At 69.7% G+C, this 25,983-nt stretch carries 25 protein-coding genes; 14 read left to right on the top strand and 11 right to left on the bottom strand.

What is annotated here, in order from left to right:
* Nucleotides 1-7: 7 nt before the first annotated feature.
* Entirely contained in the window at nucleotides 8-748 is a 741-nt protein-coding gene (locus FIV43_RS20455) for an SDR family NAD(P)-dependent oxidoreductase (protein WP_141015605.1), read from the top strand.
* 185 nt (nucleotides 749-933) lie between these two features.
* Here FIV43_RS20455 and FIV43_RS20450 read toward each other — a convergent pair whose 3' ends face one another.
* The 7 genes from FIV43_RS20450 to FIV43_RS20420 are packed head-to-tail and all read right to left on the bottom strand — an operon-like array spanning nucleotide 934 to nucleotide 9,168.
* Nucleotides 934-1,950: an oligopeptide/dipeptide ABC transporter ATP-binding protein gene (locus FIV43_RS20450; RefSeq protein WP_141015604.1), complete on the bottom strand. Its 1,017-nt coding sequence runs from the start codon at nucleotides 1,948-1,950 to the stop codon at nucleotides 934-936.
* Nucleotides 1,950-3,029, bottom strand: a complete 1,080-nt coding sequence (locus FIV43_RS20445; protein ID WP_141015603.1) for an ABC transporter ATP-binding protein — start codon at nucleotides 3,027-3,029, stop codon at nucleotides 1,950-1,952. The genes FIV43_RS20450 and FIV43_RS20445 overlap by 1 nt, the downstream gene beginning before the upstream one ends.
* Nucleotides 3,026-4,111, bottom strand: coding sequence for an ABC transporter permease (locus tag FIV43_RS20440; RefSeq protein ID WP_141015602.1), 1,086 nt, complete (start codon nucleotides 4,109-4,111; stop codon nucleotides 3,026-3,028). Before FIV43_RS20440 ends, FIV43_RS20445 begins: the two co-directional genes overlap by 4 nt.
* Nucleotides 4,108-5,064: an ABC transporter permease gene (locus FIV43_RS20435; RefSeq protein WP_141015601.1), complete on the bottom strand. Its 957-nt coding sequence runs from the start codon at nucleotides 5,062-5,064 to the stop codon at nucleotides 4,108-4,110. The genes FIV43_RS20440 and FIV43_RS20435 overlap by 4 nt, the downstream gene beginning before the upstream one ends.
* Before the next feature lie 5 nt (nucleotides 5,065-5,069).
* Nucleotides 5,070-5,948 carry an enoyl-CoA hydratase gene (locus FIV43_RS20430; protein ID WP_196780914.1) on the bottom strand — a complete coding sequence of 293 codons (879 nt, stop codon included), beginning with the start codon at nucleotides 5,946-5,948 and terminating at the stop codon, nucleotides 5,070-5,072.
* Nucleotides 5,933-7,540, bottom strand: coding sequence for an ABC transporter substrate-binding protein (locus FIV43_RS21765; RefSeq protein WP_141015599.1), 1,608 nt, complete (start codon nucleotides 7,538-7,540; stop codon nucleotides 5,933-5,935). Before FIV43_RS21765 ends, FIV43_RS20430 begins: the two co-directional genes overlap by 16 nt.
* On the bottom strand, nucleotides 7,537-9,168 hold the full coding sequence (locus tag FIV43_RS20420; protein ID WP_141015598.1) for an acyl-CoA synthetase: 1,632 nt from the start codon (nucleotides 9,166-9,168) through the stop codon (nucleotides 7,537-7,539). The genes FIV43_RS21765 and FIV43_RS20420 overlap by 4 nt, the downstream gene beginning before the upstream one ends.
* Nucleotides 9,169-9,241: 73 nt before the next feature.
* Between FIV43_RS20420 and FIV43_RS20415 the strand changes: the two genes are divergently transcribed.
* Entirely contained in the window at nucleotides 9,242-10,012 is a 771-nt protein-coding gene (locus tag FIV43_RS20415; protein WP_181407620.1) for an IclR family transcriptional regulator, read from the top strand.
* Between the two features lie 155 nt (nucleotides 10,013-10,167).
* Here FIV43_RS20415 and FIV43_RS20410 read toward each other — a convergent pair whose 3' ends face one another.
* Together FIV43_RS20410 and FIV43_RS20405 are read right to left on the bottom strand one after the other, a co-directional pair.
* Nucleotides 10,168-10,857: an aspartate/glutamate racemase family protein gene (locus FIV43_RS20410; RefSeq protein WP_141015596.1), complete on the bottom strand. Its 690-nt coding sequence runs from the start codon at nucleotides 10,855-10,857 to the stop codon at nucleotides 10,168-10,170.
* An 83-nt stretch (nucleotides 10,858-10,940) separates the two neighbouring features.
* Nucleotides 10,941-12,749 carry an ABC transporter ATP-binding protein gene (locus tag FIV43_RS20405; protein WP_141015595.1) on the bottom strand — a complete coding sequence of 603 codons (1,809 nt, stop codon included), beginning with the start codon at nucleotides 12,747-12,749 and terminating at the stop codon, nucleotides 10,941-10,943.
* A 198-nt stretch (nucleotides 12,750-12,947) separates the two neighbouring features.
* Between FIV43_RS20405 and typA the strand changes: the two genes are divergently transcribed.
* On the top strand, nucleotides 12,948-14,858 hold the full coding sequence (typA, locus tag FIV43_RS20400) for a translational GTPase TypA (RefSeq protein ID WP_141015594.1): 1,911 nt from the start codon (nucleotides 12,948-12,950) through the stop codon (nucleotides 14,856-14,858).
* A gap of 125 nt (nucleotides 14,859-14,983) precedes the next feature.
* Here the strand turns inward: typA and FIV43_RS20395 are convergent, their stop codons facing one another.
* Entirely contained in the window at nucleotides 14,984-15,769 is a 786-nt protein-coding gene (locus FIV43_RS20395) for an IclR family transcriptional regulator (protein WP_141016104.1), read from the bottom strand.
* A gap of 184 nt (nucleotides 15,770-15,953) precedes the next feature.
* Between FIV43_RS20395 and FIV43_RS20390 the strand changes: the two genes are divergently transcribed.
* From FIV43_RS20390 to FIV43_RS20340, 11 genes are all read left to right on the top strand, one after another.
* A complete protein-coding gene (locus FIV43_RS20390) occupies nucleotides 15,954-16,919 on the top strand; it encodes a tripartite tricarboxylate transporter substrate binding protein (protein WP_181407619.1) in 966 nt (321 codons plus the stop codon).
* On the top strand, nucleotides 16,916-17,395 hold the full coding sequence (locus tag FIV43_RS20385) for a tripartite tricarboxylate transporter TctB family protein (protein ID WP_141015592.1): 480 nt from the start codon (nucleotides 16,916-16,918) through the stop codon (nucleotides 17,393-17,395). The genes FIV43_RS20390 and FIV43_RS20385 overlap by 4 nt, the downstream gene beginning before the upstream one ends.
* Nucleotides 17,392-18,918, top strand: a complete 1,527-nt coding sequence (locus tag FIV43_RS20380; RefSeq protein ID WP_141015591.1) for a tripartite tricarboxylate transporter permease — start codon at nucleotides 17,392-17,394, stop codon at nucleotides 18,916-18,918. The genes FIV43_RS20385 and FIV43_RS20380 overlap by 4 nt, the downstream gene beginning before the upstream one ends.
* Complete coding sequence (locus FIV43_RS20375) at nucleotides 18,911-19,693, top strand: SDR family NAD(P)-dependent oxidoreductase (RefSeq protein ID WP_141015590.1); 783 nt, start codon at nucleotides 18,911-18,913, stop codon at nucleotides 19,691-19,693. The genes FIV43_RS20380 and FIV43_RS20375 overlap by 8 nt, the downstream gene beginning before the upstream one ends.
* 50 nt (nucleotides 19,694-19,743) lie before the next feature.
* Nucleotides 19,744-20,580 carry a transketolase gene (locus FIV43_RS20370; RefSeq protein WP_141015589.1) on the top strand — a complete coding sequence of 279 codons (837 nt, stop codon included), beginning with the start codon at nucleotides 19,744-19,746 and terminating at the stop codon, nucleotides 20,578-20,580.
* Nucleotides 20,573-21,562: a transketolase family protein gene (locus tag FIV43_RS20365; RefSeq protein WP_141015588.1), complete on the top strand. Its 990-nt coding sequence runs from the start codon at nucleotides 20,573-20,575 to the stop codon at nucleotides 21,560-21,562. The genes FIV43_RS20370 and FIV43_RS20365 overlap by 8 nt, the downstream gene beginning before the upstream one ends.
* Nucleotides 21,550-22,710 (top strand): iron-containing alcohol dehydrogenase, encoded by a 1,161-nt coding sequence (locus tag FIV43_RS20360; protein WP_269204046.1) that lies wholly within the window; start codon nucleotides 21,550-21,552, stop codon nucleotides 22,708-22,710. The genes FIV43_RS20365 and FIV43_RS20360 overlap by 13 nt, the downstream gene beginning before the upstream one ends.
* The gene (locus FIV43_RS20355) at nucleotides 22,707-23,249 is read left to right on the top strand and encodes a 2,4'-dihydroxyacetophenone dioxygenase family protein (protein ID WP_141015586.1); all 543 of its coding nucleotides are present in this window, start codon (nucleotides 22,707-22,709) and stop codon (nucleotides 23,247-23,249) included. The genes FIV43_RS20360 and FIV43_RS20355 overlap by 4 nt, the downstream gene beginning before the upstream one ends.
* Entirely contained in the window at nucleotides 23,239-24,813 is a 1,575-nt protein-coding gene (locus FIV43_RS20350) for a class I adenylate-forming enzyme family protein (protein ID WP_141015585.1), read from the top strand. Before FIV43_RS20355 ends, FIV43_RS20350 begins: the two co-directional genes overlap by 11 nt.
* 81 nt (nucleotides 24,814-24,894) lie before the next feature.
* Complete coding sequence (locus tag FIV43_RS20345) at nucleotides 24,895-25,146, top strand: type II toxin-antitoxin system VapB family antitoxin (protein ID WP_141015584.1); 252 nt, start codon at nucleotides 24,895-24,897, stop codon at nucleotides 25,144-25,146.
* Complete coding sequence (locus tag FIV43_RS20340) at nucleotides 25,143-25,532, top strand: type II toxin-antitoxin system VapC family toxin (RefSeq protein ID WP_141015583.1); 390 nt, start codon at nucleotides 25,143-25,145, stop codon at nucleotides 25,530-25,532. The genes FIV43_RS20345 and FIV43_RS20340 overlap by 4 nt, the downstream gene beginning before the upstream one ends.
* A 22-nt stretch (nucleotides 25,533-25,554) precedes the next feature.
* Here the strand turns inward: FIV43_RS20340 and FIV43_RS20335 are convergent, their stop codons facing one another.
* Nucleotides 25,555-25,896: a DUF2200 domain-containing protein gene (locus tag FIV43_RS20335; protein ID WP_141015582.1), complete on the bottom strand. Its 342-nt coding sequence runs from the start codon at nucleotides 25,894-25,896 to the stop codon at nucleotides 25,555-25,557.
* Nucleotides 25,897-25,983 lie beyond the last annotated feature (87 nt).

The following is a 25,983-nucleotide window of genomic DNA, read 5'->3' as shown; positions in this document are numbered from 1 at the left end:
TGGTGGCATGACCTCACGCACCGCCGTCGTGACCGGAGCCTCCAGCGGGATCGGCGAGGCGACCGCCCGCCAGCTCGCCGACCAGGGTTTCAAGGTGTTCTGCGCAGCTCGTCGCGTCGACCGGATCGAGGCGCTCGCCGCCGAGATCGGCGGCGTCGCGGTGGCCTGCGACGTGACCTCCGCCGAGGACGTGGACCGCCTTGCCGAGGTGGTCGGCGAGCGCCTCGACGTGCTGGTCAACAACGCCGGCGGCGCGTTCGGAATGTCCCCGGTCGCCGAGTCCGACAGCGACCAGTGGCGTCGGATGTACGACGTCAACGTGATCGGCCTGATGCAGGTCACCCGTGCCCTGCTGCCGGCCCTCGTCGCCTCCGGCGCCGGGGTGATCGTGAACGTCGGCTCCACCGCCGGCCGGATCGCCTACGAGGGCGGTGCGGGCTACACGGCCGCCAAGCACGGCACCAAGGTGGTCACCGAGACGCTGCGGCTGGAGCTCTTCGACCAGCCGGTCCGGGTCTGCGAGGTGGCGCCCGGGATGGTGGCGACCGAGGAGTTCTCCGTGGTTCGGTTCGGCGGGGACCGGAGCAAGGCCGATGCGGTCTACGCCGGGGTGGAGAACCCGCTGGTCGCCGACGACGTCGCCGATGCGATCACCTGGGTGGCCACCCGACCCGCGCACGTGAACATCGACTCGCTGGTGATCAAGCCGCGGGCGCAGGCGGCGCAGCACAAGGTGCACCGGGTGTGACGACGTACCTGCGCTGATGCGCGGGGGTGCGTCCGGGTGCTCGGGGTGCTCGGGGTGCTCGGGGTGGGAGCGGGCTCGGGCGAGGTCGGGCGGCGGAACCTGTCGGCGTAAACCCGCACGACACGCCGAGGCCCACCGGCGTGTCGTGCGGGTTTCCCCGGCTGACCGGTGAAACCCGCACCCCCTCACACGTGGTGACAGGCCACGAACCGCCCCTCACCCACCTCCCGCAGCACGGGCTCCTCACCCGCACAGCGGTCCGTGGCGAGGGGGCAGCGGGTGCGGAAACGACATCCCGACGGCGGGTCCAGGGGCGACGGGAGCTCCCCGGGGGCACCGGCCCCCGGCACCTCGGCGACGCCGGCCCCGCCGACGCCGGCCCCGCCCACCTGCTCCCCCGCCGCCGGCACCTCGGGCACCGAGGCCAGCAACAGCCGGGTGTAGGGATGCCGGGCACCGTCGGCGAGGTCGTCGGCGCCGATCACCTCGCACACCTTGCCGAGGTACATCACCATCACCCGGTCGCTGACGTTCTTCACCACCACGACGTCGTGAGCGATGAACACCATCGACAGCGCGTGGCTCTCCTTGGTGTCGGCCAGCAGGTTGAGGATCTGGGCCTGCACGGAGACGTCCAGGCTGGAGACCGGCTCGTCGCAGATCAGCACCTTCGGCTCCAGCATCAGGGCGCGGGCGATGCAGAGCCGTTGGCACTGGCCGCCGGAGAGCTCGTGGGGTCTCCGGTCGCCGACCACCTCCAGGTCGAGCCCGACGGCGGCGAGCGCCTCGCGGATCTGCTGCTCGCTCACCTTCTGCCCCCGCATCCTCGGTCCCTCGGCGACCAGGTCGCGCACCCTGCGCCGCGGGTTCAGCGAGGAGATCGGGTCCTCGAAGATCATCTGCATCGCGGCTCGCGCCTCGCGCACCGCGCGCCGCGGCAGCCCGGTCAGCTCGCGTCCCTCCAGCCGGACCCGGCCGGAGGTGGGCGGCGGCAGTTGCATCAGGGCGCGGCCGGCACTCGACTTGCCGCATCCGGACTCGCCGAGGATGCCGAGGGTCTCGCCGGCCAGCAGGTCGAAGCTGATCCCGGAGACGGCGTGCACCCGGGCGCCGCGGGCGGCCGGGAACTCCACCACCAGGTCGTCGACGGTGAGCAGGGCGGAGTCCTCGTCGCGCAGGTGGTCGTTGCCGGTGCCGGCCATCAGTGTTCCTCCCCATGCGGTGCGGCGTCCCCGAGCGGTGCGCTGTTCGGGTGCAGGCAGGCGGCCCGGTGCTGGGCCCCGGGGTTCGCGGGGGCCGGGCGGCCGAGCGGGAGCAGCGCGGGCTGCGTCGTACGGCAGTCGTCCTGTACGGCGGGGCAGCGCGGCGCGAAGCGACAGCCCGCCGACGGGCGCGCCAGGTCCGGAGGTGCGCCGTCGATGGCGCGCAGGCGCCGGTGCGCCGGGTCGTGCAACCGCGGGATCGCGGAGAGCAGCGCACCGGTGTAGGGGTGCGCCGGTGCCGCGAACACCTCACCCGCGGCCGCCGTCTCCACGACCCGCCCGCCGTACATCACCGCCACCCGCTCGGCCCTTCCGGCCACCACCCCGAGGTTGTGGCTGATCAGCAGGATGGCCAGGCCGAGCTCGGCCTGGAGCCGATCGAGCAGGTCGAGGATCTGCGACTGGACGGTCACGTCGAGCGCCGTGGTCGGCTCGTCGGCGATCACCAACGCCGGGTCGTTGGCCAGCGCCATCGCGATCACCACTCGCTGCCGCATGCCTCCGGAGAGCTCGTGCGGATACTGCTCGGCACGACGACGCGGGTCGGGGATCCCGACCAGGCCCAGCAGGTCCACGGCACGGGTCCGCGCCCACCGGGCGGAGACGTCCTGATGCCGCCGCAACGTCTCGGTGAGGTGCCGGCCGATCCGCTTCACCGGGTTCAGCGCGGTCAGTGGGTCCTGGAAGACCATCCCGATCCCGCTGCCCCACAGCGCTCTCAGGTCGTGGGGCGCCATCGCGTGCACGTCGCGGTCCTCGAAGAGCACCTGGCCCGAGACGGTCATCGCCGACCCGCTGCGATACAGCCCCATGATGCTGCGGCCCAGCACGGACTTGCCCGACCCGGACTCACCCACCAGGCCCAGCGTCTCCCCGCGGCGCAGGGTGAGCGAGACGCCGTCGACCGCCCGCACCGGACCACGTGGGGTGTGGATCACGGTGCGCAGGTCGTCCACCCGCAGCACCGTCGGTCGGTCGGCGTCTGTCGCGACGGTCCGGCCGATCGGCAGCGCGCTCATCGGGACTCCCCCAGCTGGGAGCGGCGGGGGTCGAAGTGGCGCCGGGCCCGCTCCCCGAGGCAGTTGAACGAGAAGACGGTCAGGAAGAGGACGGTGCCGGGCACCAGCACGATGTGCGGGTGGTCGCGGAAGACCGTGCCCTCGCCCTCGGCGATCATGTTGCCCCACGACGGGGCGGGTGCCTGGATGCCCAGCCCGAGGAAGCTCAGCGACGCCTCCGCCACGATCAGCACCGACACCATCACCATCCCGTACGACGCCAGCGGCATCACCACGTTCGGCAGCAGCTCGCGCAGCATCACGTGCGGCCCGCTCGCCCCCATCGACCGGGCGGCGGTGACGAACTCGCGCTGGGCGAGCGCGATCGTGGTGGCCCGCGCCATCCGGATCATGCTCGGGGTGGCCAGGGTGGCCAGCCCGAGCGAGATGTTGCGCAGGTTGGGCTCGAGCACCGTGGCCAGCGCGATCAGCAGGATCAGCGGCGGCACCGCGAGCAGCGCGTTGGTGAGGATCCCGATCACCACGTCCACCGCGCCGCGGAAGTAGCCGGCCAGGATGCCGAGGGTGCCGCCGACCGCCATCCCGATCAGCACGGCGCCGAGGGCGGTGACCAGCGACGCCCGGGCACCGTAGAGGACCCGCGCGAGCAGGTCGAGCCCGAAGTTGTTGGTGCCCAGCGGGTGGTTGGTGACCAGGTCGGGGCGGGCCAGGATCGGCTCCCCGAGCGCACCGGTGAGGTCCTCGTGCTCGGGCAGCGCCAGCAGCGGCGCCAGGACGGCCGCCACCACGAGCAGCAGCAGCCACGCGCCGCACAGCCACAGGGTGAGGTCGAAGCCGGGCCCGAACCGGCGGCGGCCCCAGCGGCTGGCTCCGGCATGGGCGAGCACCAGGCCGGCCAGGGCCACCCCCGCCTGCAGCCAGCCGGCGCCGCGCAGGCCGACGACCGCGGCGACGAGGATGCCGAGACCGGCGAGGAGCAGGCCGGGGCCGAGCAGCGCGCCGGCGGGGCGTCGTACCGGGGTGTCGGGGGTGGGGACGAGGTCGTCGGTGCCTGACCGGGTCGGGGTGATCAGATCGGTCATCGGGCCCTCCGGATGCGGGGGTCGAGGTAGCCGTAGGAGACGTCGATGGCGGCGTTGGTCACCACGTAGATCGCTGCGATCACCAGCACCGCCCCCTGCACCATCACGAAGTCACCGGTCTGCGCGGCGGAGACGGTCAGCGAGCCCATCCCGGGCAGGCCGAAGAGGTATTCGACGACGACGGTGGAGCCGATCAGGCGGCCCATCGAGATCCCCATCAGCGTGACCAGGGAGAGCGAGGACGGACGCAGCGCGTCCCCGACCAGCACCTGGGTCGGGGACATCCCCTTCGCCCGCGCGGCCAGGATGAAGTCCTCCTGCAGTGTGGTGATCAGGTCGTTGCGGAGCACCCGGGTGAACATCGCCGCCTCCGCGAGCGCGATGGTCAGTGCGGGCAGGAACGCGTGGTAGAGGTTCTGGTGGATCCCCTCGTCGCCGATCCGCGCCCACTGAGCCCGCGGGAACCAGCCGAGCTCGTTGGCGAGCACCATGATCACGATCAGGCCGAGCAGGAAGCTGGGCAGCGACAGCACGCCGACGGTCATCGCGCTGATCGCCCGGTCGACCCGGCCGCCGGGACGGTTGGCCGACCACAGGGCCGCCGGGATCGCGATCAGCAGCGCCATCCCCATGCCGAGCAGCGCCAGCTCCACGCTGACCGGCAGCGCGTCGCCGATGCGGTCGGCCACGTCGCTGTAGGGCGGCACCACCGAGGTGCCCAGATCGCCGGTGACGGCGTGGCCGAGCCACTGCGCATAGCGGGTCAGCAGGGGTTGGTCGAGTCCGAGGTCCTGGCGCACCTCGTCGTACTCGGCTTCGGTGTGGCCCTCACCGAGCACGCTGACCGCCGGGTCGACGTCCATCATCGACACCAGCAGGAAGGTGCCGAAGCTGACCAGGGCGAGTACCGCGACGAGCTCGCCGAGGATGCGCGCACCCCGTCGCCAGGTCATCGTGCTCAGCCCTCCCGGTCGTCCCGGTCGGCCCGGTCGTCCCGGTCGGCCCGGTCGTCCCGGTCGACCCGGTCGTCGCGGAAGCGGGCCGGCCGCCCCTCCTGGCGGGCGCGGGTGGCCTCCTCGAAGTTGTCGGTCAGCATCCGCAGGTAGAGCTGCCCGATCCCCTCGACGGGCATGTAGGACTCCAGCGAGCCCGCCGCGATGCCCGCGTGCAGCGACCGTTTGGTCATCTCGATGCCGGGCTGGGAGAGCTCCGCGATCCGGGTGCCGATCGCCACCGCCTCGGTCAGCACCGGGTCCGCGACCCGGGAGACCAGTCCGATCCTCGCGGCCTCGGCGGCGTCCACGTCCCGGCCGGTGAACATCAGGTCCGCCGCGTGGCTGGACCCGACGGCCCGCGGCAGCAGATAGCTCAGCCCCAGCTCGCTGGCGGTCAGACCGTTGTTGATCCCGGCCGCCCGGAAGTAGGCCTGCGTGGATGCGATCCGGATGTCGCAGGCCAGGGCCAGGCAGAGGCCGCCGCCGATCGCCGCCCCGTTGACCGCCGCGATCACCGGCTGGTGCAGGCGACGCAGTGTGGCCACCACGTCCTCCAGCACCTCCAGCGACCGCAACGCGTACGCCGGACGCGGCAACCCGTCCGCATGCGGTGGCCGGCCGGCCGAGCGTTGGTCCGCACCGGAGCAGAACCCGCGTCCGGCCCCGGTGAGGACGATGGCGCGCACGGTGTTGTCACGGCCCACCTCGGCCAGGGCGTCGCGGACCGGCACCATCACGTCGAACGCCATCGCGTTCATCCGCTCCGGTCGGTTCAGGGTGACGACCGCGACACCCTCGACGGGCCTGTCGACGAGGACGAAGGAGGTCACTGCGTCACCCACGCGTCGCCGTACAACACCATCGAGTCGACGTGCGGCTCGATGCCGCCGACCTGGTCGCCCCAGGCGACGAGCTCGGGCTGGGCGCCGAACACGATGGCCGGGATGGACTCGTTCCATTCGGTCTGGATGTCGGTGAGGATCTCCTGCTGCTCCTCCTCGGAGGTGGCGGCGCCGAGGTCGTCGATCAGACCGTCCATGGTGTCGCTGGCGTAGCCACCGGCGTTGGAGCTCGACTCGGAGTGGAAGCTCTCGAAGAGCTCGGGGTAGACGCCGGCGTCCGGGGTGCCGAAGGACCAACCGGCCAGGTCGAAGTCACGATCCACGAAGACCCGCTCGATCACCTCGGCGGCGCCGGGGACGTACTCCGCCTCGACGTCGATGCCGACCTCGCCGAGCATCGCCTCGATGGCCAAGCCGGTGTTCTGGGAGACCTTCTGGATGCCGAGGTAGCCGATGGTGCCGTCGAACCCCTTGTCCTTGGCCTCCTCGACCAGCTCCCTGGCCTCGTCCAGGTCGATGTCGGGGCCGTCGCCGGCGCCGTGCCAGGTCGACTCCTCGGGGAACATCTCGGTGCCGGGCAGCCCCACGCCGTCATAGCTGCGCTGGATGATGGTGTCCGGGTCCAAGGTGTGCGCGATCGCCTGCCGGACCAACTCGTCGGCGGTGTCGCGGCCCTCGCGACTGTTGACGATCAGGCCGACCCCCATGCTGACCACGTTCATCGAACCGGCCAGGTCGGCGTCGACGGCGTCCTTGATCACGTTGGGCTCACGCAGCACGCCCAGGTCCGCATCGCCGGACTGGACGACCTCCAGGGTGCCCTGCGCGGTCTGCACCGTGCGGAACCGGAGCTCGGCGAGGTGCGGGGCGCCCTCGAAGTAGTCGGGGTTGGCCTTCAGCAGCAGCTCCTCGCCGGGGCGGTAGTGCACGAAGGTGAACGGGCCGGCGCCGATCGGGGTGAACTCGCCGCCCTTGTCCACGCCGGGGGCGACGATCATCCCCGGTGCGGTGGCCAGCATGTAGGGGAAGTCCAGCCACGGCTCGGTGAGGGTGAAGGTGACGGTCCGCTCGTCGGTGGCCGTCGTCGTCCCGACCTTGCGGCTCCACAGCGACGCCTGCCCGCCGCCGTTGTCCAGATAGCGCCCGATGCTGGCGACCACCGCGTCGGCGTCCAGCGGGCTGCCGTCGCTGAACGTGACGCCGTCACGGAGCGTGAGCGTCCACTCGGAGGCGTCCTCGTTGCTCTCGACCCCCTCGGCGAGCTGACCCTCGTACTCGCCGGCCTCGGGGTCGTAGCGCAGCAGCACGTCATAGATCGCGGCCAGCTCCGACCCACCGGAGAGGCCGTTGGCGATCACGTCGACGGGGTCCATGCTGCGGACCTCGGTGTAGGCGGAGACGTCCAGCATCCCGCCGTCGACCGGGTCGCCGCCGGTCTCGTCGCCGACCATGCCGATCTGGAAGACGGCGGGGTCCCGGTCGGCCTCGGTGTCGACCCCCTCGCTCTCCGCGCAGCTGGTCAGCAGACCGGCGGAGAGGGCGAGGACGGCCAGGGTGGAGGTACGGAGCAGGCGTGAGGAGGTGCGGATCACGGTGCGAGCTCGCTTTCTCGGGTGGGGGCGTCGAAGGACTCCGAGATCTCCCGGGCCCTGCGGTAGTCCGCCTTGCCGGTGACATGGCGGGGGATGGTGGGGACGGAGTGCAGGGTGCGCGGCACCTTGTAGCCCGACAGCCGGGTGCGGAGGTGGCGTCGTACGTCGTCGAAGTCGAGGTCGGCGCCGGGGCGGGGCTCCACGAGTGCGGCCACCTGCTGGCCGTAGACCGGGTCGGGCAGGCCCAGCACGAGCGTGTCGAAGACGTCGGGGTGCGACTTGAGGGCGACCTCGACCTCCTCCGGGTAGACCTTCTCCCCACCGGTGTTGATGCAGTTGGAGCCGCGCCCGAGCAGGGTCAGCCGGCGACCGGGCTCGATCTGCACGTAGTCGCCGGGGACGGCGTACCGGGTGCCGTCGATGTGCACGAACGTGCGGGCCGTCTTCTCCGGGTCGCCGAAGTAGCCGATCGGGATGCTGCCGCGGCGGGCCATCCGGCCGATCGCGCCGACGTCGGTGTCCGGGTCGAGGACCCGGTCGTCGTCGGAGAGGACGACGGTCTCGGGCCCGATGCCGACCAGGCTGCCCTTGTCCGCGAGGTTCTCGTGCAGGATCCGCCCGTTGCCGGTGAAGCCCGTCTCCGAGGCACCGATGATGTCCATCACCACCACCTGCGGCAGCAGGTCCAGCCAGCGCTGCTTCACCTCGACGGAGAAGATCGCGGCGGCGCTGGTCAGCGTGGTGAGGCCGGAGCCGTCGTAGTCGCCGCGGGCGTACTCCTCGATCAGCGGGCGGGCCATCGCGTCCCCGATCAGCGAGATCGTGTTGACCCGTTCGGACTCGATGGTGCGCCACACCTGGGCCGGGTCGAACTTCGGCAGCAGCACGTTGGTGTGGCCGGTGAAGAAGCGCAGCAGCATCCCCCACTGCCCGTTGGCGTGCATGATCGGGCCGAACTGGAGGCAGGTGAGCGGCTCGATGGTCGCCGCGGTGCGGGACTGGTCGTACTCGGTGAGGTAGTCGCGGGTGGCGAAGTCGATGCCTCCGCCGAGGGTCCGCCAGACGTCCTCGTGCCGCCACATCACGCCCTTGGGATAGCCGGTGGTGCCGCCGGTGTAGACGATGAAGACGTCGTCGGGGCTGCGCTCGCCGAAGCCTCGGGTGCTGGGCTGGTCGGCCAGGACTGCGGCCCAGTCGACGGCGTCGTACGACGTCGGCCGGGCGTCGCTGCCGTCCTCGATCACCACCACGTGCCGGAGCCGGTGGTGGCCGGGCACCACGTCGTCGAGGACGGCCGCGTAGCGGGCCTCGTGGATCAGGGCGACCATCTCGGAGTTGTCGACCAGGTAGTCGAGCTCGGCCTGCACGTAGCGGTAGTTGATGTTGATCGGCACGGCGCGCACCTTGAAGCAGCCCAGCATCGCGGCGACGTGCTCGACGGTGTTGCGCGCCATCAGGCCGACGTGGTCACCGGGAACGATGCCGGCCGCGACCAGGTGGTGGGCGATCCGGTTGGCCTCCGCGTCGAGCTCGGCGTAGGTCAGCCGACGCTCCCCGATCACCAGGGCGGTGCGGTCCGGGACGACGTCGACGACGTGCTCGAAGAGGTCGGCGATGTGGAGTGCCATGCACTCCAGCGTCTTGACGGCGAGTGGGCTGTGTCACACTCGGTTCCGACCAGCGGAACCTGGAGGGACCCCCATGAACGACCCTTCCTCGGCCGGCCCCGCGGCCCGCGCCCGGCGCCCCGGCGTGGTGGAACGCTTCACGCAGATCCTGGACGTCTTCGTGATCGGACCCGACGTCCTGCACCTCGAGGAGATCGCGGCCCTGGCGGAGCTGCCGAAGACGACCGTCTTCCGTCTGCTCACCCAGCTCGTGGACATGGCGTGGCTGGACCACGACCAGCACGGCTACCGGCTCGGTGCGCGGGCCCAGGGCATCGCCCGCCGGGTGGAGAACCACCTGCCGTTGCGAGCAGCCGCGGCCGAGGCGCTGCACGAGCTGCACGCGGCGACGTCGGCGATCATCCACCTCGCGGTGCTCGACGGCGGCACCGTGGAGATGCTGGACAAGGTGGGCGGGGTCAACGCCCGCGAGATCCCCACCACGGTGGGCATCCGCTATCGCGCCGAGTGCGCGGTCGTCGGACGGGCGATGCTGGCCGGCCTGCCGCCGGAGGCGGTCGACGAGCGCCTGGTCGGCAACCGCGCCACCGGTCAGCTGCACGAACGGCTGCACACCATCCGGGGCCGCAAGGGGCTGGCGATCACCACCGACGACATGCCGTGGGACCTGCGGGGTGTGGGCGCGGCGATCATCGGACCCACCGGTCCGGTGGGGGCGATCTCGGTGGGGTTGCCCGGGAAGTCGTCGAACGTGGAGCAGTTCGTGCCGCACCTGGCCCGGGCGGTGCAGTCCACCTCGCGGCGGCTCTTCTCCGGGACGGCCGAGCTCAACCGGGCGGGCTGAGTCGCACGCGGCCCGCGCGGGCCGCGCGGGCGGGTCTCAGCACAGGGCGCGGGGGTCGGGCGGCGGAACCTGTCGGCGTAAACCCGCACGACACGCCGATGGGCTTCGGCGTGTCGTGCGGGTTTCACCGGCTGACCGGTGAAACCCGCACCCCCTCAGCGCAGCGCGCGGTCGAGCGCCGCCTCGACGTGCAGCGTGGTGCACCCGAAGACGGGGATCTCGGAGTCGGCCTGGTGCACCAACAGCTCCAGCTCGCCGCCGGCGAGCACGACGCCGCCGGCGCCGGCGTCCCAGAGCTCGGAGATCATCGAGACCACCGTGCGGCGTGACTGGTCGAGGACCTTCCCGTGCACCAGCTCCTCGTAGATGATCCGGTTGAGCTCGTCGTGGTGCTTCGCGTCGGGCACCAGCACCTTCAGCCCGTGCGAGGCGATCCGGTCGGTGAAGAACGAGCGCGACATCGCGAACGCGGTCCCGAGCAGCGCGACGCTCTCCACACCGGCCGCGCGCGTGGCCTCGGCGACCACGTCGCCCTGGTGCAGCAGCGGGATGTCGACCGCGTCGGCGACCTGGTCGGCGACCCGGTGGAACGTGGTGGTGCAGAGCATCAGGAAGTCGGCGCCGGCCCGCTCCACCGAGCGGCCCGCCTCGGTCAGCACGGCGGCGACCCCGTCCCAGTCCTCGCGCTCCTGCAGGGCGGTGACGTCGGCGAAGTCCACCGACGCCATCACGGTGCGGGCGGAGTGGAGCCCGCCGAGTCGCTCTTCCGTGCCCCGGTTCAACAGCTCGTAGTACGCCGCGCTGCTCTCCCAGGACATCCCGCCGATGAGGCCGATGGTCTGCATCGGGCCAGTCTCCCCGACCGCGGCTGCGGGGCCAACAGCCGTGCCACCATCCGGGCTCGCCGCCCGCGGTGGCCGCGCCGACGTCACTCCGCGGCGAGCACCCGCTCGCTCGGGTCGAGCGCGCCGGTCTGCACGTCCCACAGTGCGGCGTAGGAGCCGCCCGCGGCGACCAGCTCGTCGTGGCTGCCGGCCTCGAGCACGCGTCCGGCGTCGAGCACCCAGATCCGGTCGGCGTGCCGCACGGTGGAGAGCCGGTGGGCGACCACGATCGTGGTGCACCGCTCGCCGGCCTTGCGCAGCGAGGTCTGGATCGCCGCCTCGGTCTCGTTGTCCACCGCGCTGGTGGCCTCGTCGAGCACCAGGATCGCGGGCTCGCGCAGCAGCGCCCGGGCCAGCGCGATCCGCTGACGCTGGCCGCCGGACAGGGTGACGCCGCGCTCCCCCACCCACGTGTCGTAGCCGTCGGCCAACCCCTCGATGAAGTCGCCGACGGCCGCTGCCTCCGCCGCGGCCCGGATCTCCGCCGCGGAAGCCTCTGGGCGACCGTAGGCGATGTTGTCGGCGATCGAGCCGGCGAAGAGGTAGACGTCCTGGGAGACGTAGCCCATCGAGCCGCGCAGCGAGTCCCAGTCGAGGTCGCGGACGTCGGTGCCGTCGAGCAGCACCTGGCCCGAGCGCGGGTCGGCGAAGCGGAGGATCAGGCGCAGCAGGGAGGACTTGCCGGCGCCGGTGGACCCGACGATGGCGTGGGTCTCGCCGGCCGGCACCACGAGGTCGATCCCGTGCAGCACGTCCGGCCCGTCGGCGTACCCGGCCCGGACGCCGGCGAGCTCGACCCGCCCGGAGACCGGACGCTCCAGCGCGACGCTGCCCGCGGGGGTGGTCACCGGCTCGTCGAGCAGCCGCAGGATCCGCCCGGCCGAGGCGCGTCCGCGCTGGTAGAGGTCCAGCACGGTGGCAACATCGGTCAGCGGCCACAGCAGCCGCTGGGTCATGAAGACCAGCACCGAGTAGAGGCCGACCTCGAGCGTGCCGTCGAGGGTGAGCCAGCCGCCGAGCAGCAGGGTGCAGGTGAAGCCGGCCAGGATGGCCATCCGGACCAGCGGCACGAAGGCGGCCGAGGAGCGGATCGCGCTCAGGTTGGCGTCGCGGTAGGCGGCCGACGCCGCCTCCACCCGGTCACGCTCGCGGTCCTCGGCGGTGAACGCCTTGATCGTGCCGATGCCGCCCAGGTTGGCGGCGAGCATCCCGGAGAGCTCGGCGACCGTCGTACGAACCCGCTCGTAGAGCGGCTCGAGCCGGCGCTGGAAGATCAGGGAGCCGGCGATGATCACCGGGATCGGCAGGAACGCGAAGACCAGCAGCTGCCAGGAGGCGACCGCGAAGACCGCGCCGACCAGCACGATGTTGAGCGCGGTCTGCAGGATCCGGCTGGCGCCGATGTCGAGGAACCGCTCGAGCTGGTTGATGTCGTCGTTGAGCGTCGCCAGCGTCGCACCCTGCGGCCGCGCCTCGTGCCAGCTCAGGTCGAGGTGCTGGACGTGGTCGTAGGCCTCGACCCGCAGCGAGTGCTCGACGCCCTGGGCGAGTCCGCGCCAGAGCACGTCGGCGGCGTACTCGGTGGCCGACTCGACCATCCACACCACCACGTTGATCGCCGCCAGCCAGCCGAGCTGCGCGTAGCGGGACTCCACCCCCAGCAGGTCGCCGACGAAGGAGTCCGAGCCTCGGACCACCACGTCGACGGCCGCACCGATCAGCAGCTCGGGGACGATGTCGGCGACCTTGTTGACGGTGGTCACCGCCACCGCGAGCAGGAACCGGGCGCGGAACGCGCGGTAGCGCTGCCACAGCGCGGTCAACGGACGGTCGGCGGCCGTGGCGGCGCTCATCGGGCACTCCTGGCGGTGGAACGGGGAAAGACTCCGCGACTCTAAGCGAGGGTGCCCTAACTTCTCGCTTTCGCACGGATGCGGGTCCGGGGCGCCTGCGCCGATATCCTGGACGACGGCCCTCTCCGGCCGCACGCCCGGCGCCGAGCCGCGGCAGCGCCGGACCACCCACGCACGAGAGCGGACGCCGTACCTCCCATGTCCCAGACTGCAACCACGCAGACCCGACGCAACGACCTGCGCAACGTGGCCATCGTGGCCCACGTCGACCACGGCAAGACCACCCTGGTCGACGCGATGCTGCACCAGGCCGGGGCGTTCAGCGCGCACCAGGCCGAGGGCGTCGCCGAGCGGGTCATGGACTCCGGTGACCTCGAGCGCGAGAAGGGGATCACGATCCTCGCGAAGAACACCGCGATCCGCTACGTCGGCCAGCACGCCCCCGAGGGCGGGATGACCATCAACATCATCGACACCCCGGGCCACGCCGACTTCGGTGGCGAGGTGGAGCGCGGCCTGTCGATGGTGGACGGCATCGTGCTCCTGGTCGACGCCTCCGAGGGCCCGCTGCCGCAGACCCGCTTCGTGCTGCGCAAGGCGCTCAACGCCGACATGCCGGTGATCCTGGTGGTCAACAAGACCGACCGCTCCGACGCCCGGATCGACGAGGTCGTCGACGAGACCTACGAGCTGTTCATGGACCTGCTCGACGACACCCACAGCCAGGACGCGCTCGACTTCCCGGTCGTCTTCGCCTCCGGCAAGGCCGGCATCGCCTCGCTGGAGAAGCCCGAGAACGGCGGCCTGCCCGAGGGCGACAACCTCGAGCCGCTCTTCGAGACGATCCTCAACACCATCCCCGCGCCCGAGTACGACGAGGGCGCGCCGCTGCAGGCCCACGTCACCAACCTCGACGCGTCCCCCTTCCTCGGCCGCCTCGCCCTGCTGCGGATCAAGCAGGGTGAGATCCGCAAGGGTCAGCAGGTCGCCTGGATGCGCCGTGACGGGTCGGTCAAGAACGTGAAGATCACCGAGCTGCTGATCACCCGCGGCCTGGAGCGCCAGCCCGGTGAGAAGGCGGGCCCCGGTGACATCGTCGCCGTGGCCGGCATCCCCGACATCACCATCGGTGAGACCCTGGCCGACCCGGAGAGCCCGGTCGCGCTGCCGCTGATCCACGTCGACGAGCCGGCCATCTCGATGACCATCGGCACCAACACCTCCCCGCTGGTCGGCAAGGGCGGCAAGGGTCACAAGGTGACCGCCCGCCTGGTCAAGGACCGGCTGGACGCCGAGCTGATCGGCAACGTCTCGCTGCGGGTGCTGCCCACCGAGCGTCCCGACGCCTGGGAGGTGCAGGGCCGCGGCGAGCTGGCGCTGGCGATCCTGGTGGAGCAGATGCGGCGCGAGGGCTACGAGCTGACCGTCGGCAAGCCGCAGGTGGTCACCCGTGAGATCGACGGCAAGGTGCACGAGCCGTTCGAGCGCCTGACCATCGACGCCCCGGAGGAGTTCCTCGGCACCATCACCGAGCTGCTCGCCAACCGCAAGGGCCGGATGGAGGGCATGACCAACCACGGCACCGGCTGGGTGCGGATGGAGTTCGTCGTCCCGGCTCGCGGCCTGATCGGCTTCCGCACCGACTTCCTCACCGAGACCCGAGGCACCGGCATCGCCCACCACATCTCCGAGGGCTACTTCCCGTGGGCCGGCGAGATCCGCTCGCGGGCCTCCGGCTCGCTGGTCGCCGACCGCTCCGGTGCCGCGACCGCCTACGCGATGACCTCGCTGCAGGAGCGCGGCGTGATGTTCGTGGAGCCCTCCACCGAGGTCTACGAGGGCATGATCGTCGGCGAGAACTCCCGCGCCGACGACATGGACGTCAACATCACCAAGGAGAAGCAGCAGACCAACATCCGGTCCGCCACCTCCGACAACTTCGAGAAGCTGATCCCGCCGAAGAAGCTCTCCCTCGAGCAGTGCCTGGAGTTCTGCCGCGAGGACGAGTGCGTGGAGATCACCCCGGAGACGGTGCGGATCCGCAAGGTCGTGCTCGACTCAGGAGAGCGCGGGAAGATGGCGAGCCGAGCGCGTAAGGCGAACAAGTAACCCGCCCCCGCGCACATGATGACCCCGCCCACAACATTTGGGCGGGGTCATTCGTTCGTCTTCTGCGAGGCGAACAAGTAGGCGGCGCGGGACCCTCGGGAGCCAGGCACCCGAGGACGTGACCGTCACGAGGGGGGAACCCATCCCATCCGAGCCGAGATACGGTCCGCTGCCGCCACCAAGGCAGTGCTCAACTCGGCCTCCCGTTCCTCCAGCGTGGACTTCAGCGCGCCGAGGCTGATCGCGCCGATTGCAAACCCCTGGGCATTCCGGATAGCGGCGCCGAACGCCCCCACCCCCTGCGTCACGTCCTCCATGCTCCGCGAGTAACCCAGGCTTCTTGTCTCGTCGATCCGGCGCCGGATTTCGTCGTGGGACACGACATGTCCGTCCGGCGCGACGCACGGGCCGGACGCCAGCAGAGCCGGCAACAGGTCGTTCTCCCTTGCTGTCAGGAGTGCGACCGGCCCGCCGCCAACGAAGAGCGGCAGGGACTTCCCGATATCGAGCACCATGACATGCACGGGGGTACGACCTTCGATGCGCTCCAGACACACCGCCCGTGGGCCGTCAGGCACCACCAGGTAGACGTCCTCGCCGTGTTCGGCCGCCAACTCGGACATCACGTGACTCGCTTCGTGCCGCAACTGAATGCCGCTCACCGCAGTGGAGCCCAACCGGAACACCCGGAGCGCCAATCGGTACCGATCTCCAGAACGGTCGACCCAGCCCACGAGTTCCAACGTGCCCAGCAACCGATGGGTCGTTGTACGGGAGAAACCGCTCAGTTCCACGAGTTGCCCGAAGGACAGTGACGGCTCACCGTCCGTGAACAGCTCCAGGAGGCGAACTGCCTTCACCACCGAGGCGACATGGTTCTTCGGATCCACCTCCACACCGGGTTCGAACATCACGCCGCACGACCTTTCGTCCTTGACAACTGGATGTAACCACGGCCACACTCAACCGCATTCCGGATCTTATATCCGGAATCCGGAATACTCGAGACCGGTGGCACCGCTGCCGCCGGCTCGCATCACCCAGGGAGGCACCATGACGACCCGACGGATCTCTCGAAGCACACACGGACGCGCGGTGGCTGCCCTCGCCACCACCTCGGTTCTCGCACTCTCCGCGTGCGGCGCCGAGGCTGAGACCGGCTCCGCAGACTTCCCCGAGGAGACGATCGAGATCATCATCGGCTTCGACGCGGGCGGGTCCACCGACGTCAACACCCGGGCCCTGGCGGCCGCCGCCGAGGAAACCTGCGACACGAACATCATCATCAGCAACCAGCCCGGAGGGTCGGGAGCCATCGCCCTCGACGCCGTACGGCGCGCCGAGCCGGACGGCTACACCCTGGGCACCACACCGACCGAGATCAGCGCCCTCGAGCACATGGGTCTCTCCGACGTCACCTACGAGGACTTCGCCCCGGTGCTGCGTTTCATCCTCGACCCGCACGGGTTCTTCGTCCGCCCGGACTCTCCGTACCAGTCGATGGCTGATGTCATCGAGGCGGCCGAATCCGGCGAGCGGATCAGAATCGCGACATCGGGTCCCGCCAGCCCCTACGCGATCACCTTCCAGGACGTTGCCCGCACCGCCGGCGTTTCCGGCCAGCTCGTGAACGTCCCGTTCACCGGTGACGCCGAGGCCATTCCCGCCGTGCTCGGCGGCGAGGTGGACGTCCTGGTCTCCAACGCGTCGAACGTCATCGGCCAGGTCGAGTCCGGCGACCTGCTCCCCCTCGCTGTGGCCGGCGAAGAGCGCATCGACGCGCTGCCGGACACCCCGACCCTCCAAGAGGAGGGGATCGACGTCGAGGGCGGCTCCATCTACGGACTGGCTGCGCCGGCCGACACCCCCGACGAGGTCGTCGACATCCTCGACGAGTGCTTCGGCAAAGCATACGCGAGCGAGGAGTTCCAGGAGTTCCTCGAGTCGCAGAATAGCAACGGCTCCTACCTCGATGCCGATGACTTCACCGGCTACCTCAAGAGCGAGTACGAGCGCTACGGCGGCCTGCTCGACGAGCTGGGACTCTCGGAAGACTCGTGAGCACCACGACCGATCCGAGCACGGTCGGCGCCCGGGGCTCCTGGGTGCCGCCGCTGCTCACCCTGCTCCTCGGTGTCGCCGCGCTGATCGTGGCTTCCGACATCCCTGCCGGTCGGCTGGACAACGACCCGGGGCCGGCCTTCTTGCCGCAGTTGGCCGGAATCGTGCTCCTGGTCGCCTCGGCGTGGCTGGTCTGGCGGCGCGAGCCGCATGACTCGATGCCCCGGGGAGCAGGATTGACCAGGGTCGCCGTCACCGCCTTGCTGGCCCTCGCCTACGTGCTTGCCATCGAGCCGATGGGCTTTCCGACGGCGACATTCCTCTTCCTCCTGGTCGAGATGTACCTCGTCGGGCTGCGACGACTCGTTCTTCTGGTGCCCGCGGCCCTCCTGCTTGCCGTGGGCGTCTACGCACTGTTCCGCTACGGGCTCGAGGTTCCCTTGCCCGGAATTCAGATCGGAGGGCGGGTCCTGTGAGCGGATGGACTCAAGGCCTGGAGGGCCTTCTCGACGGCAGCGTGCTGATCATGATCCCGCTGGGGGTGCTGATCGGCATCGCTGTGGGCGCCATCCCTGGCCTGTCCGCCACTGTCGGTATGGCGCTCTTCCTCCCCTTCGCTTTCAGCCTCGACCCGTTGACAGGCCTGGTCCTGCTCCTCGGGATCTACAACGGGGCCTGCTACGCCGGAGCGATCCCAGCCGTACTTATCAGAACACCTGGCACGCCCTCGTCGGCCGCCACGTCGCTCGACGGCTTCCCGATGGCACAGTCCGGGCGTGCGGGGCAGGCACTCACGATCTCCCTATTCGCCAGCGTTGTCGGAGGACTGATCGGAACCGTCCTGCTGTCGCTGTTCTCGCCGGTCCTGGCGGACTACGCGCTGAATTTCGGTTCGCCGGAGTACTTCGCAATCGCTGTTCTCGCCCTCACCATCATCGCCTCCATCGGAGGGGACGCCTCCATGGCGCGGGGTTTCGTGAGTGCTGGAATCGGCCTCCTGGTGGTCTCGATTGGGTTCGACCCGATCGCGGGATTCCCCCGACTCACCTTCGGGAACGGTGACCTCGCCGGCGGCGTGCAGGTGATCCCGCTTCTCGTGGGGATGTTCGGTGTCGCGGAGGCCCTGGTCCAGATCGAGAAGCTGCAGATCGGATCGGAGATCAAGCAACGCATCGGCGCGTTCCGCCTCTCCAGGCGGGAGGTCCGGGCTCTGGGTCCCACCACCGCCGGCTCGACCGCTATCGGATTCGTCACCGGGATGCTGCCCGGGGTGGGCGGCGACATCGGTGGCTACATGGCCTACAACGAGACCAGAAGATTCGCGAAGGACCGCTCGCAGTTCGGCAAGGGCGATCCCCGCGGTGTCGCGGCGGCCGAGGCGGCGAACAACGCATCAAACATGGGTTCGCTGGTCCCGACATTCGCTCTGGGCATTCCTGGGAACACCCAGGCTGCGGTGCTGCTCGGCGCCTTGCTCATCGCAGGCGTTCAGCCCGGTCCTGGACTTTTCGACAGCAATCCAGAGCTCGTCTTCGGATCGTTCCTGGCGATGACGCTCGCATATGTCTGCATGCTCGGCATCGGCTTGGTCGGAATCCGCGCGTGGGTGCGCATCATCCAGGTGCCGGCCGCCTATCTGTGGCCCCTCGTCCTGGTGTTCTCCGTGGTCGGCTCCTACGCCGTCCGCACCAGCACCTTCGACGTCGTCGTCACGATCACGGCCGGTGTGGTGGGCTACCTGCTCACCAAGGGCGGCTTCCCGTTGGCCCCGCTTCTCATCGCGGTCATCGTCGGTCCGCTCGCGGAGGAGAACTTCCGCCGAGCGATGATCAACAACGACGGCAGCGCCAGTTGGCTCTTGCAGCCGCTCACCGCAAGCATCCTCGCCCTCGCCGCACTGTCCGTCGTCGTGGCTGTCGTACGCCAGCGCCGGGAACGCCAACGCGCAAACCTGCAGGAAGAACCCACGACCGAGACCCGCGAGGTGCACGATGCCTGACCGAACCGAACGCCTCCGGACTGCCCTGGTGACCGGAGGCGCCCAGGGCCTGGGCCTCTCCATGGCCGCGGCCCTCTCCGACGTCGGCTACCGCGTCTGTCTGAGTGACCTGACCGACGAAGCGTTGACAGAGTCGGGACGGTCGCTGCGCACCACCCGGCCCCAGGCCGACGTGTTGACGGTGGCCTGTGACGTCACCGACGACGGCGCCGTCGACATGCTGATGGGCAAGGTACGCGACTGGGCCGACGGCTCACTGGACGTGCTGGTCAACAACGCAGGCATTATTGCTCGCAGCCCGACCCAGGACCTCGACACCGAGACCTGGGCTCGGACCCTCGACGTGAACCTGAGCGGCAGTTTCCGGTGCGCGCGAGCGGCCCACCCGCTGCTGCGCGGAGGGATCGCTCCGACGGTCATCAACCTTGGCTCGCTGGGCTCGACCCTCGGCATGCCTCAGCGGGCGGCCTACAACGCCGCGAAGACCGGACTGGTCGGACTCACCCGAACTCTCGCAGCGGAGTGGGGGCCTGACGGAATCCGGGTCAATGCCGTCGCACCGGGGTTCATCGAGACCTCAATGATGCGGTCGGGGTTCCAGAAGGGTCTGCTCGACGAGGAGCAGATGAAGAGACGCATCCCGCTGCGCAGACTCGGTGAGCCCGCGGAGATCTCGGCCGCGGTCCTCTTCCTCGCCTCGCCTGCGGCCTCCTACGTCAACGGCGTGGTTCTGCCCGTGGACGGCGGCACCGTCGTCGACGGCACCTTCTTCTGAACGACCAGCCCTACTCCTTCCCGATCACCCACCCTCTCGAAAGGAACCAGATGACCATCAGTGTCGCGACGCAAGTCGAGGTGCGACACCTCGAACAGCGCGCCCACTCGCTCCGACGCCGGATGCTCCGCATGGCCGCCGACAAGGGCGAGGGCTACATCGCCCAGGGCTTGGGCATCGCCGACCTGCTCGCGGTGGTGTATTTCCGCGAACTCCGGCACGACCCGGCACGGCCTGAGGACCCCGGCCGGGACCGATTCGTGATGTCGACCGGCCACTACTCCATCGCTCTCTACTCCGCGCTCGCGGAGTGCGGGGTGCTCGCGGAAGAGGATCTGGCCACCTATGCATTGAACGGCAGCTCCCTCCCGATGAGCACGTTCGACGAGACCCCTGGCGTCGAGATCACGAGCGGGTCCCTCGGCCACGGTCTCGGGCAAGGCGTGGGGATGGCCCTCGGTCTGCGACTGGACCGGTCGGACGCGAAGGTGGTGGTGGAACTCTCCGACGGCGAGCTCCAAGAGGGGTCCACCTGGGAGTCGGCAATGTCGGCATCGAACTTCCGGCTCGACAACCTGTGGGCGATCGTCGATTGCAACGGGATTCAGGCCGATGGGCCGATGGTCCTCGACATCGAACCGGTTGCCGACAAGTGGCAGGCCTTCGGGTGGCAGGTGCGCGAGGTGGACGGCAACGACATCGCGGCACTTGTCGAGGCCTTCGACGAGCTGCGTCCCCTTCCCGGACCCAAGGTCATCGTGATGCGCACCACCCCCGGCAGCGGCGTGCCGACGATCGTCGCGCGCGAACGAGCGCACTTCGTACGGGTCGCCGACGACGAATGGAACCGACTCATCGACGAACTGGAGGAGAACCGACGTGATTGAGACCGGCAACCGCACCGGCAGCATGGGCGAGGTGGCCGAGGTCGTCGGCCCCTATGAGGTCGCGCCGTTCGGTCACACGCTGCGTGAACTCGCCCGAACCGACGATCGGATCGTCGGCATCACCGCCGACATGGGTCGCTACAGCGACATCCTTCCCTTCCGGGACGCCCACCCCGATCGCTACTTCAACGCAGGTGTCGCCGAACAGAACACCATCATGCTCGCGGCGGGGCTCGCGAAGGTCGGCAAGGTCGCCTTCGCTGCGACGTACGCCGCGTTCCTGACCCGTCGCGCGTTGGACTTCATGGCGGTGGCGTGCGCGCACAGCAAGGCGGACGTGAAGGTGATAGGCGGTGCGCCGGGCCTGGTGAACCCCTACGGCGGAACCCACCAGGCTCTGGAGGACCTCGCCGTGATGCGGTCAATACCCGATGTCACGGTGATCGATCCTTGCGACGCCACCGAACTGCGGCAGGTTGTCACTCTGGCAGCGCGCACGGCCGGCACCTTCTACATCCGAAATCTGCGCGGAAAGGTACCGGTGGTCCTCGACGACTCGACATACGACTTCCGAATTGGAAAGGCGCGAGAGGTGCGCGCCGGTTCGGACGTGGGGATCATTAGCACAGGCTTCATGACTGCCCGCGCGCTGGAGGCCGCGGACCGTGCGGCAGAGCACGGGGTGAGTGTCGGTGTCCTGCACGTGCCGACCATCAAGCCGTTCGATCGCGATGGTGTCCTCGAGTTCGCAGCATCGAAGCAGCGTTTGGTCACCGCGGAGAACCACCTGCGCATCGGTGGTCTCGGCTCGCTGGTGCTCGAGGAGCTGTACGACGCGGGAGAGGCTGGTCGACCGACCATCCGGATCGGCCTCCGAGACCGGTTCCACCCCTGCGGTTCCCAGGACTACCTGGACGCCATGTTCGGGCTCGATGTCCCCTCCCTGACGACAGCGGCGGTCGAGGGACGGTGGGAGCACTGACATCGCCTCCACCGGATCCGGGCAGCATCGTAGGACTGCCCGGCCGGACCTTCGTCTCGCCGGCTCGCTACGTCCAGGGTCCCGGCGTGCTCGGACAGTTGGGCGCACACCTGGCGCCCCGGCACTCCCGGGTGACCGTGCTGGTCGATGCTCCGCTCCTCGACCGGCTCGGACCCGGGATCGAGGTGAGCCTCGAAAAGAGCGGAATCGTCCATCAGTTGCGAGCAGTCCAGGGTGAGGTGACTCCGGGCCACATCGAGCACCTGGCGTCAGATGCTGCCTCCGATCGTCCGTCCGCCGTCGTCGGAGTCGGCGGGGGCAAGGTTCTCGACCTGGCCAAGGGCGTATCCCGGGCGCTGCGAACAGCGATGGTTTCCCTGCCGACCATCGCATCCAACGACGGGCCCACGTCCCGCGTCATCGCGATGTACAACGAGGACCACCTGTTGGTCGACACCCCGCACCTCTCGATGAACCCCGAACTCGTTCTGGTGGACACCCAGATCATCTGCTCGGCTCCGCCCAGGTTCCTCCGTTCAGGCATCGGGGATGCCCTCGCGAAGTACTTCGAGGCCAGGGCATGTCGAGTCGCCCAAGGCAAGGCCACCACCGGTCAGGAGCCGCTGGCGGTCGCAGGCATCGTGGCCGCCGGATGCCGCAGCATCCTGGTCGCGGATGCTGAGAAGGCACTCGCGTCTCTGGGGCGGGACACTCCGTCACCCGAACTGGAACGAACGATCGAGGCCGTCGTACTGCTCTCCGGTCTGGCGTTCGAAAACGGCGGTCTGTCAATGGCGCACGCCCTGACGAGGGGCCTGATGATCACCCCTGGGGCCGACCGCCACCTGCACGGATACCACGTGGCGTACGGGTTGCTCGTCCAGTTAGCACACGAGGGAGATACGGAGTCCCTGGCCGAGGTCGCCGCCCTCCTGGGTGCGGTGGAGTTGCCGCAATCTCTCCACGATCTCGACGTCGACCTCTCCCCTGGCCCGGTCGGAGATGAGGTGTTGCAGCGGCTCGCCATGGCCGTCACCAACTCGCCCCACGTCGCCAACTGCGTTCCCGCGCCGACCACGGACTCCGTTGTCCGCGCGCTGACCGCGGTGGAGGCACTTCCGCGCCAGACCCCGAGGAGGGCATCGTGACCACCACCAGCAGACCGCCGACACCGAATGGCGTCGAGCCGTTCCGCGGCAAGCAACCGGCCGACATAGTCGAGGACCTCGTGATCACCGGCGCCCTCGAACTCGATGAGGGCGACGAGCGGCTCTGGGTTCCGCAGACCGAGGGCGTGTCGTTCCGTCCGCTGTTGCTGTCGGTGACCCAGGGATACTTCGTCAACCTTCTCCGTGTCCGTCGTGCCGGCGTCCTCTCCCGCCACCGACACGCCGGCCCGGTGCACGCCTTCCCGCTCCGCGGCCGTTGGTATTACCTCGAGCACGACTGGGTGGCGACGACCTTCGGCTACGCCTTCGAGCCACCCGGCGAGACCCACACCCTGGTGGTGCCCGACGACGTGGACGAGATGATCACGCTCTTCCATGTCACGGGGACCTACGTCTACGTCGACCCGGACGGGAACGCGGTCGGCTACGAGGACGTCTTCACCAAGCTCGAGGCGGCTCGACGCCACTACCAACAGGTCGGACTCGGTGCCGACTACGTTGAACGCTATGTCCGTTGACCAGCCCTCCCTCGTCGACGCCTGGCGGGCCCGGGTCGACCGCGACCCGACCGAGGTGGCGCTCACCTACTTCGACGGCCGGCTGACGGCCGAGCAGCTCGACAGCCACGCCGACGCCCTCGCCGCGGCCCTCCAGGAGCGAGGGGTCGGCAAGGGCGACCGCGTCGGGCTCTACCTGCAGAACGTGCCCGCCTATCCGCTGGCGCTCCTCGCCCTCTGGCGGATCGGTGCGGCGGCGGTGCTGCTCAACCCGATGTACCGGGGTGAGGAGCTGCGCCGCATCCTCGACGACTCGGGGGCGAGCGGGATCGTCTGCGGCGCCCCGTTGGCGACCGAGGCACGGGCCGTGGCGGACGGGAGATGGCTGATCACCGCGGCCGACACCGACTTCCAGACCCGCAACGACGAGCGGGTGCTCAGCGCCGCGGAGGGTGACCTCCGCGGGCTCCTCGAGGAGCACCAGGGCAGCACACCGACGAGCGTCGAGGTGCGGGCCGACGACCTCGCCCTGCTCACCTACACCTCCGGCACGACCGGCCCGCCCAAGGGTGCGATGAACACCCACGCCAACCTGCTGGCCGTGATCGACAGCTACGGCGAGGCGGTCGAGCTGAGCGAGAGGGACGTCGTCCTCGCCATCGCCCCGCTGTTCCACATCACCGGCGTGGTGATCAACGCGACCATCGCGCTGGTCCACGGCGCCCCTCTCGTGCTCACCCACCGGTTCCATCCCGAGGTGGTGCTCGAGGCGTGCGCGGAGCACGGTGTGACGTTCACGATCGGATCGATCACGGCGTTCAACTCTCTGGCCCAGAGCGCCGGCGACGACGCCTCCGCGTTCGCCAGCTCCCGGGCGCTCTACTCCGGCGGAGCCCCGATCCCGCCATCGACCGTGGAGCGATTCGAGGAGCGCTACGGCCTCTACGTCCACAACGTCTACGGCATGACGGAGACCAGCTCCGCGGTGATCGCCGTACCGCTGGGCGAACGGGCTCCGGTCGACGAGGCCAGCGGCACCCTCTCGGTGGGCAAGCCGCTTTCCGGCCTGACCGTCCGCACACTCGGTGCCGACGGGGAGGAGACCGTTCCGGGCGAGCAGGGCGAGCTGGAGATCTGTGGGCCGCAGGTCGTGCCCGGCTACTGGCGCAACGAGGAGGCGACCCGCCAGACGATGCCCGGTGGTCGGCTGCGCACCGGCGACGTCGCCGTCATCGACGCGGACGGCTGGGTCTATCTCGTCGATCGCCTCAAGGACCAGATCAACGTCTCCGGCTATAAGGTGTGGCCGCGCGAGGTCGAGGACGCCCTGGTCAGCCACGACGCCGTCCTCGAGGCAGCGGTCGTGGGGCGACCCGACGACTACCAAGGCGAGTCGGTCGTCGCCTACGTCGCTCTCCGGGACGGTACGACGGCCGAGCCCGACGAGGTCCGCGCCCACGTCAAGGCCCGCCTCGCGGCGTACAAGGTCCCCCGCGAGGTGCACGTCGTCGAGGAGCTCCCCAAGACGCAGACGGGCAAGATCCGCCGCAACGCGCTCCGGGACGGCGACGACGTCAGGGGCTGAGCCAGTCCTCGACCCGGGGGCGAGGACCCCCGAGCCTGCTTCTTCCTTGATGTCTTCCTCGGCATCAGTCATTCTTTACTCATGGCGCTCAACATCAAGGACGCGGAGACCGACCGCCTGGCACGCGAGCTCGCCGAGCTGACCGGGCAGTCGATCACCGTCGCACTGCGCGAAGCACTGCAGGACAAGCTCGCAGTTGCGCGAGCCCGGCGCGCAGTCGCCGGGACCGACGACTTGCAGGCCATCATCGACCGCGGGCGTGCGCGACGCATCCTCGACGACCGCACGAGCGAGGACATCGTCGGGTACGACGAGCACGGCCTGCCCGCATGATCGTCGCGGACACCTCACCCCTGGTGGCCATCGTCCTCGGCGAGAGCGACGCGGAGCGCCATCTCACCGAGCTGGTCCGGGAACGGTGCCTGATCTCGGCGGCTTCGGTGGTCGAGGCGACGATCGTCGTCGAAGCACGACAGGGACCTGACGCCACGCGGGATCTCGAACATCTCATTGGCTCGGTGGCCGATCGCATCGTGCCGGTCGATGCCGACCACGCAGCGGTCGCGGTCGGCGCATGGCGCCGCTTCGGCAAGGGACGTCACCCCGCAGGGCTGAACTATGGCGATTGCTTCTCCTACGCCACCGCCCGAATCGCCGGGCTCCCGCTGCTGTTCAAGGGAGACGACTTCGGCCAGACCGATATCGCGAGCGCGCTATGACCGGCGCACCGGGCGACGAGGCTCAGCCGCGCAGCACCTTCTCCATCGCCTTGCCCTTGGCCAACTCGTCCACGAGCTTGTCCAGGTAGCGGATCTTCTTCATCAGCGGGTCCTCGATCTCCGCGATCCTCACCCCGCAGATGCTGCCGGTGATGAGCTCGGCGGCCGGGTTGAGCTCGGCCGCGTCGAAGAAGTCCGCGAAGGTCGTCTCCTCGGCCAGGTGACGGTCGAGCTCGGTCTGGTCGAACCCGGTGAGCCAGGTGATCACCTCGTCCACCTCCGCCTTGGTGCGCCCCTTGCGCTCCGCCTTCGCGACGTAGTGGGGATACACGGAGGCGACGCTGGTGGTGAAGATGCGGTGCATGGGGAGAGCCTAGGGGTCTGCGGCAGCACGGTCACCGGGTTGCCCCGGCACGGATGATCCGTCATCCTGATATCTAAACGCTCGTTC

The sequence above is a fragment of the Nocardioides sambongensis genome, assembly GCF_006494815.1.
GTDB classification, from domain to species: Bacteria; Actinomycetota; Actinomycetes; order Propionibacteriales; family Nocardioidaceae; genus Nocardioides; species Nocardioides sambongensis.
This window is presented reverse-complemented; position numbering and strand designations above follow the sequence as displayed.

Coding starts and splice junctions, on each gene's coding strand:
- FIV43_RS20455 (WP_141015605.1), top strand. CDS start 8: ATGACCTCACGCACCGCCGTCGTGACCGGAGCCTCCAGCGGGATCGGC.
- FIV43_RS20450 (WP_141015604.1), bottom strand. CDS start 1,950: ATGGCCGGCACCGGCAACGACCACCTGCGCGACGAGGACTCCGCCCTG.
- FIV43_RS20445 (WP_141015603.1), bottom strand. CDS start 3,029: ATGAGCGCGCTGCCGATCGGCCGGACCGTCGCGACAGACGCCGACCGA.
- FIV43_RS20440 (WP_141015602.1), bottom strand. CDS start 4,111: ATGACCGATCTGATCACCCCGACCCGGTCAGGCACCGACGACCTCGTC.
- FIV43_RS20435 (WP_141015601.1), bottom strand. CDS start 5,064: ATGACCTGGCGACGGGGTGCGCGCATCCTCGGCGAGCTCGTCGCGGTA.
- FIV43_RS20420 (WP_141015598.1), bottom strand. CDS start 9,168: ATGGCACTCCACATCGCCGACCTCTTCGAGCACGTCGTCGACGTCGTC.
- FIV43_RS20415 (WP_181407620.1), top strand. CDS start 9,242: ATGAACGACCCTTCCTCGGCCGGCCCCGCGGCCCGCGCCCGGCGCCCC.
- FIV43_RS20410 (WP_141015596.1), bottom strand. CDS start 10,857: ATGCAGACCATCGGCCTCATCGGCGGGATGTCCTGGGAGAGCAGCGCG.
- FIV43_RS20405 (WP_141015595.1), bottom strand. CDS start 12,749: ATGAGCGCCGCCACGGCCGCCGACCGTCCGTTGACCGCGCTGTGGCAG.
- typA (WP_141015594.1), top strand. CDS start 12,948: ATGTCCCAGACTGCAACCACGCAGACCCGACGCAACGACCTGCGCAAC.
- FIV43_RS20395 (WP_141016104.1), bottom strand. CDS start 15,769: ATGTTCGAACCCGGTGTGGAGGTGGATCCGAAGAACCATGTCGCCTCG.
- FIV43_RS20375 (WP_141015590.1), top strand. CDS start 18,911: ATGCCTGACCGAACCGAACGCCTCCGGACTGCCCTGGTGACCGGAGGC.
- FIV43_RS20370 (WP_141015589.1), top strand. CDS start 19,744: ATGACCATCAGTGTCGCGACGCAAGTCGAGGTGCGACACCTCGAACAG.
- FIV43_RS20350 (WP_141015585.1), top strand. CDS start 23,239: ATGTCCGTTGACCAGCCCTCCCTCGTCGACGCCTGGCGGGCCCGGGTC.
- FIV43_RS20345 (WP_141015584.1), top strand. CDS start 24,895: ATGGCGCTCAACATCAAGGACGCGGAGACCGACCGCCTGGCACGCGAG.
- FIV43_RS20340 (WP_141015583.1), top strand. CDS start 25,143: ATGATCGTCGCGGACACCTCACCCCTGGTGGCCATCGTCCTCGGCGAG.
- FIV43_RS20335 (WP_141015582.1), bottom strand. CDS start 25,896: ATGCACCGCATCTTCACCACCAGCGTCGCCTCCGTGTATCCCCACTAC.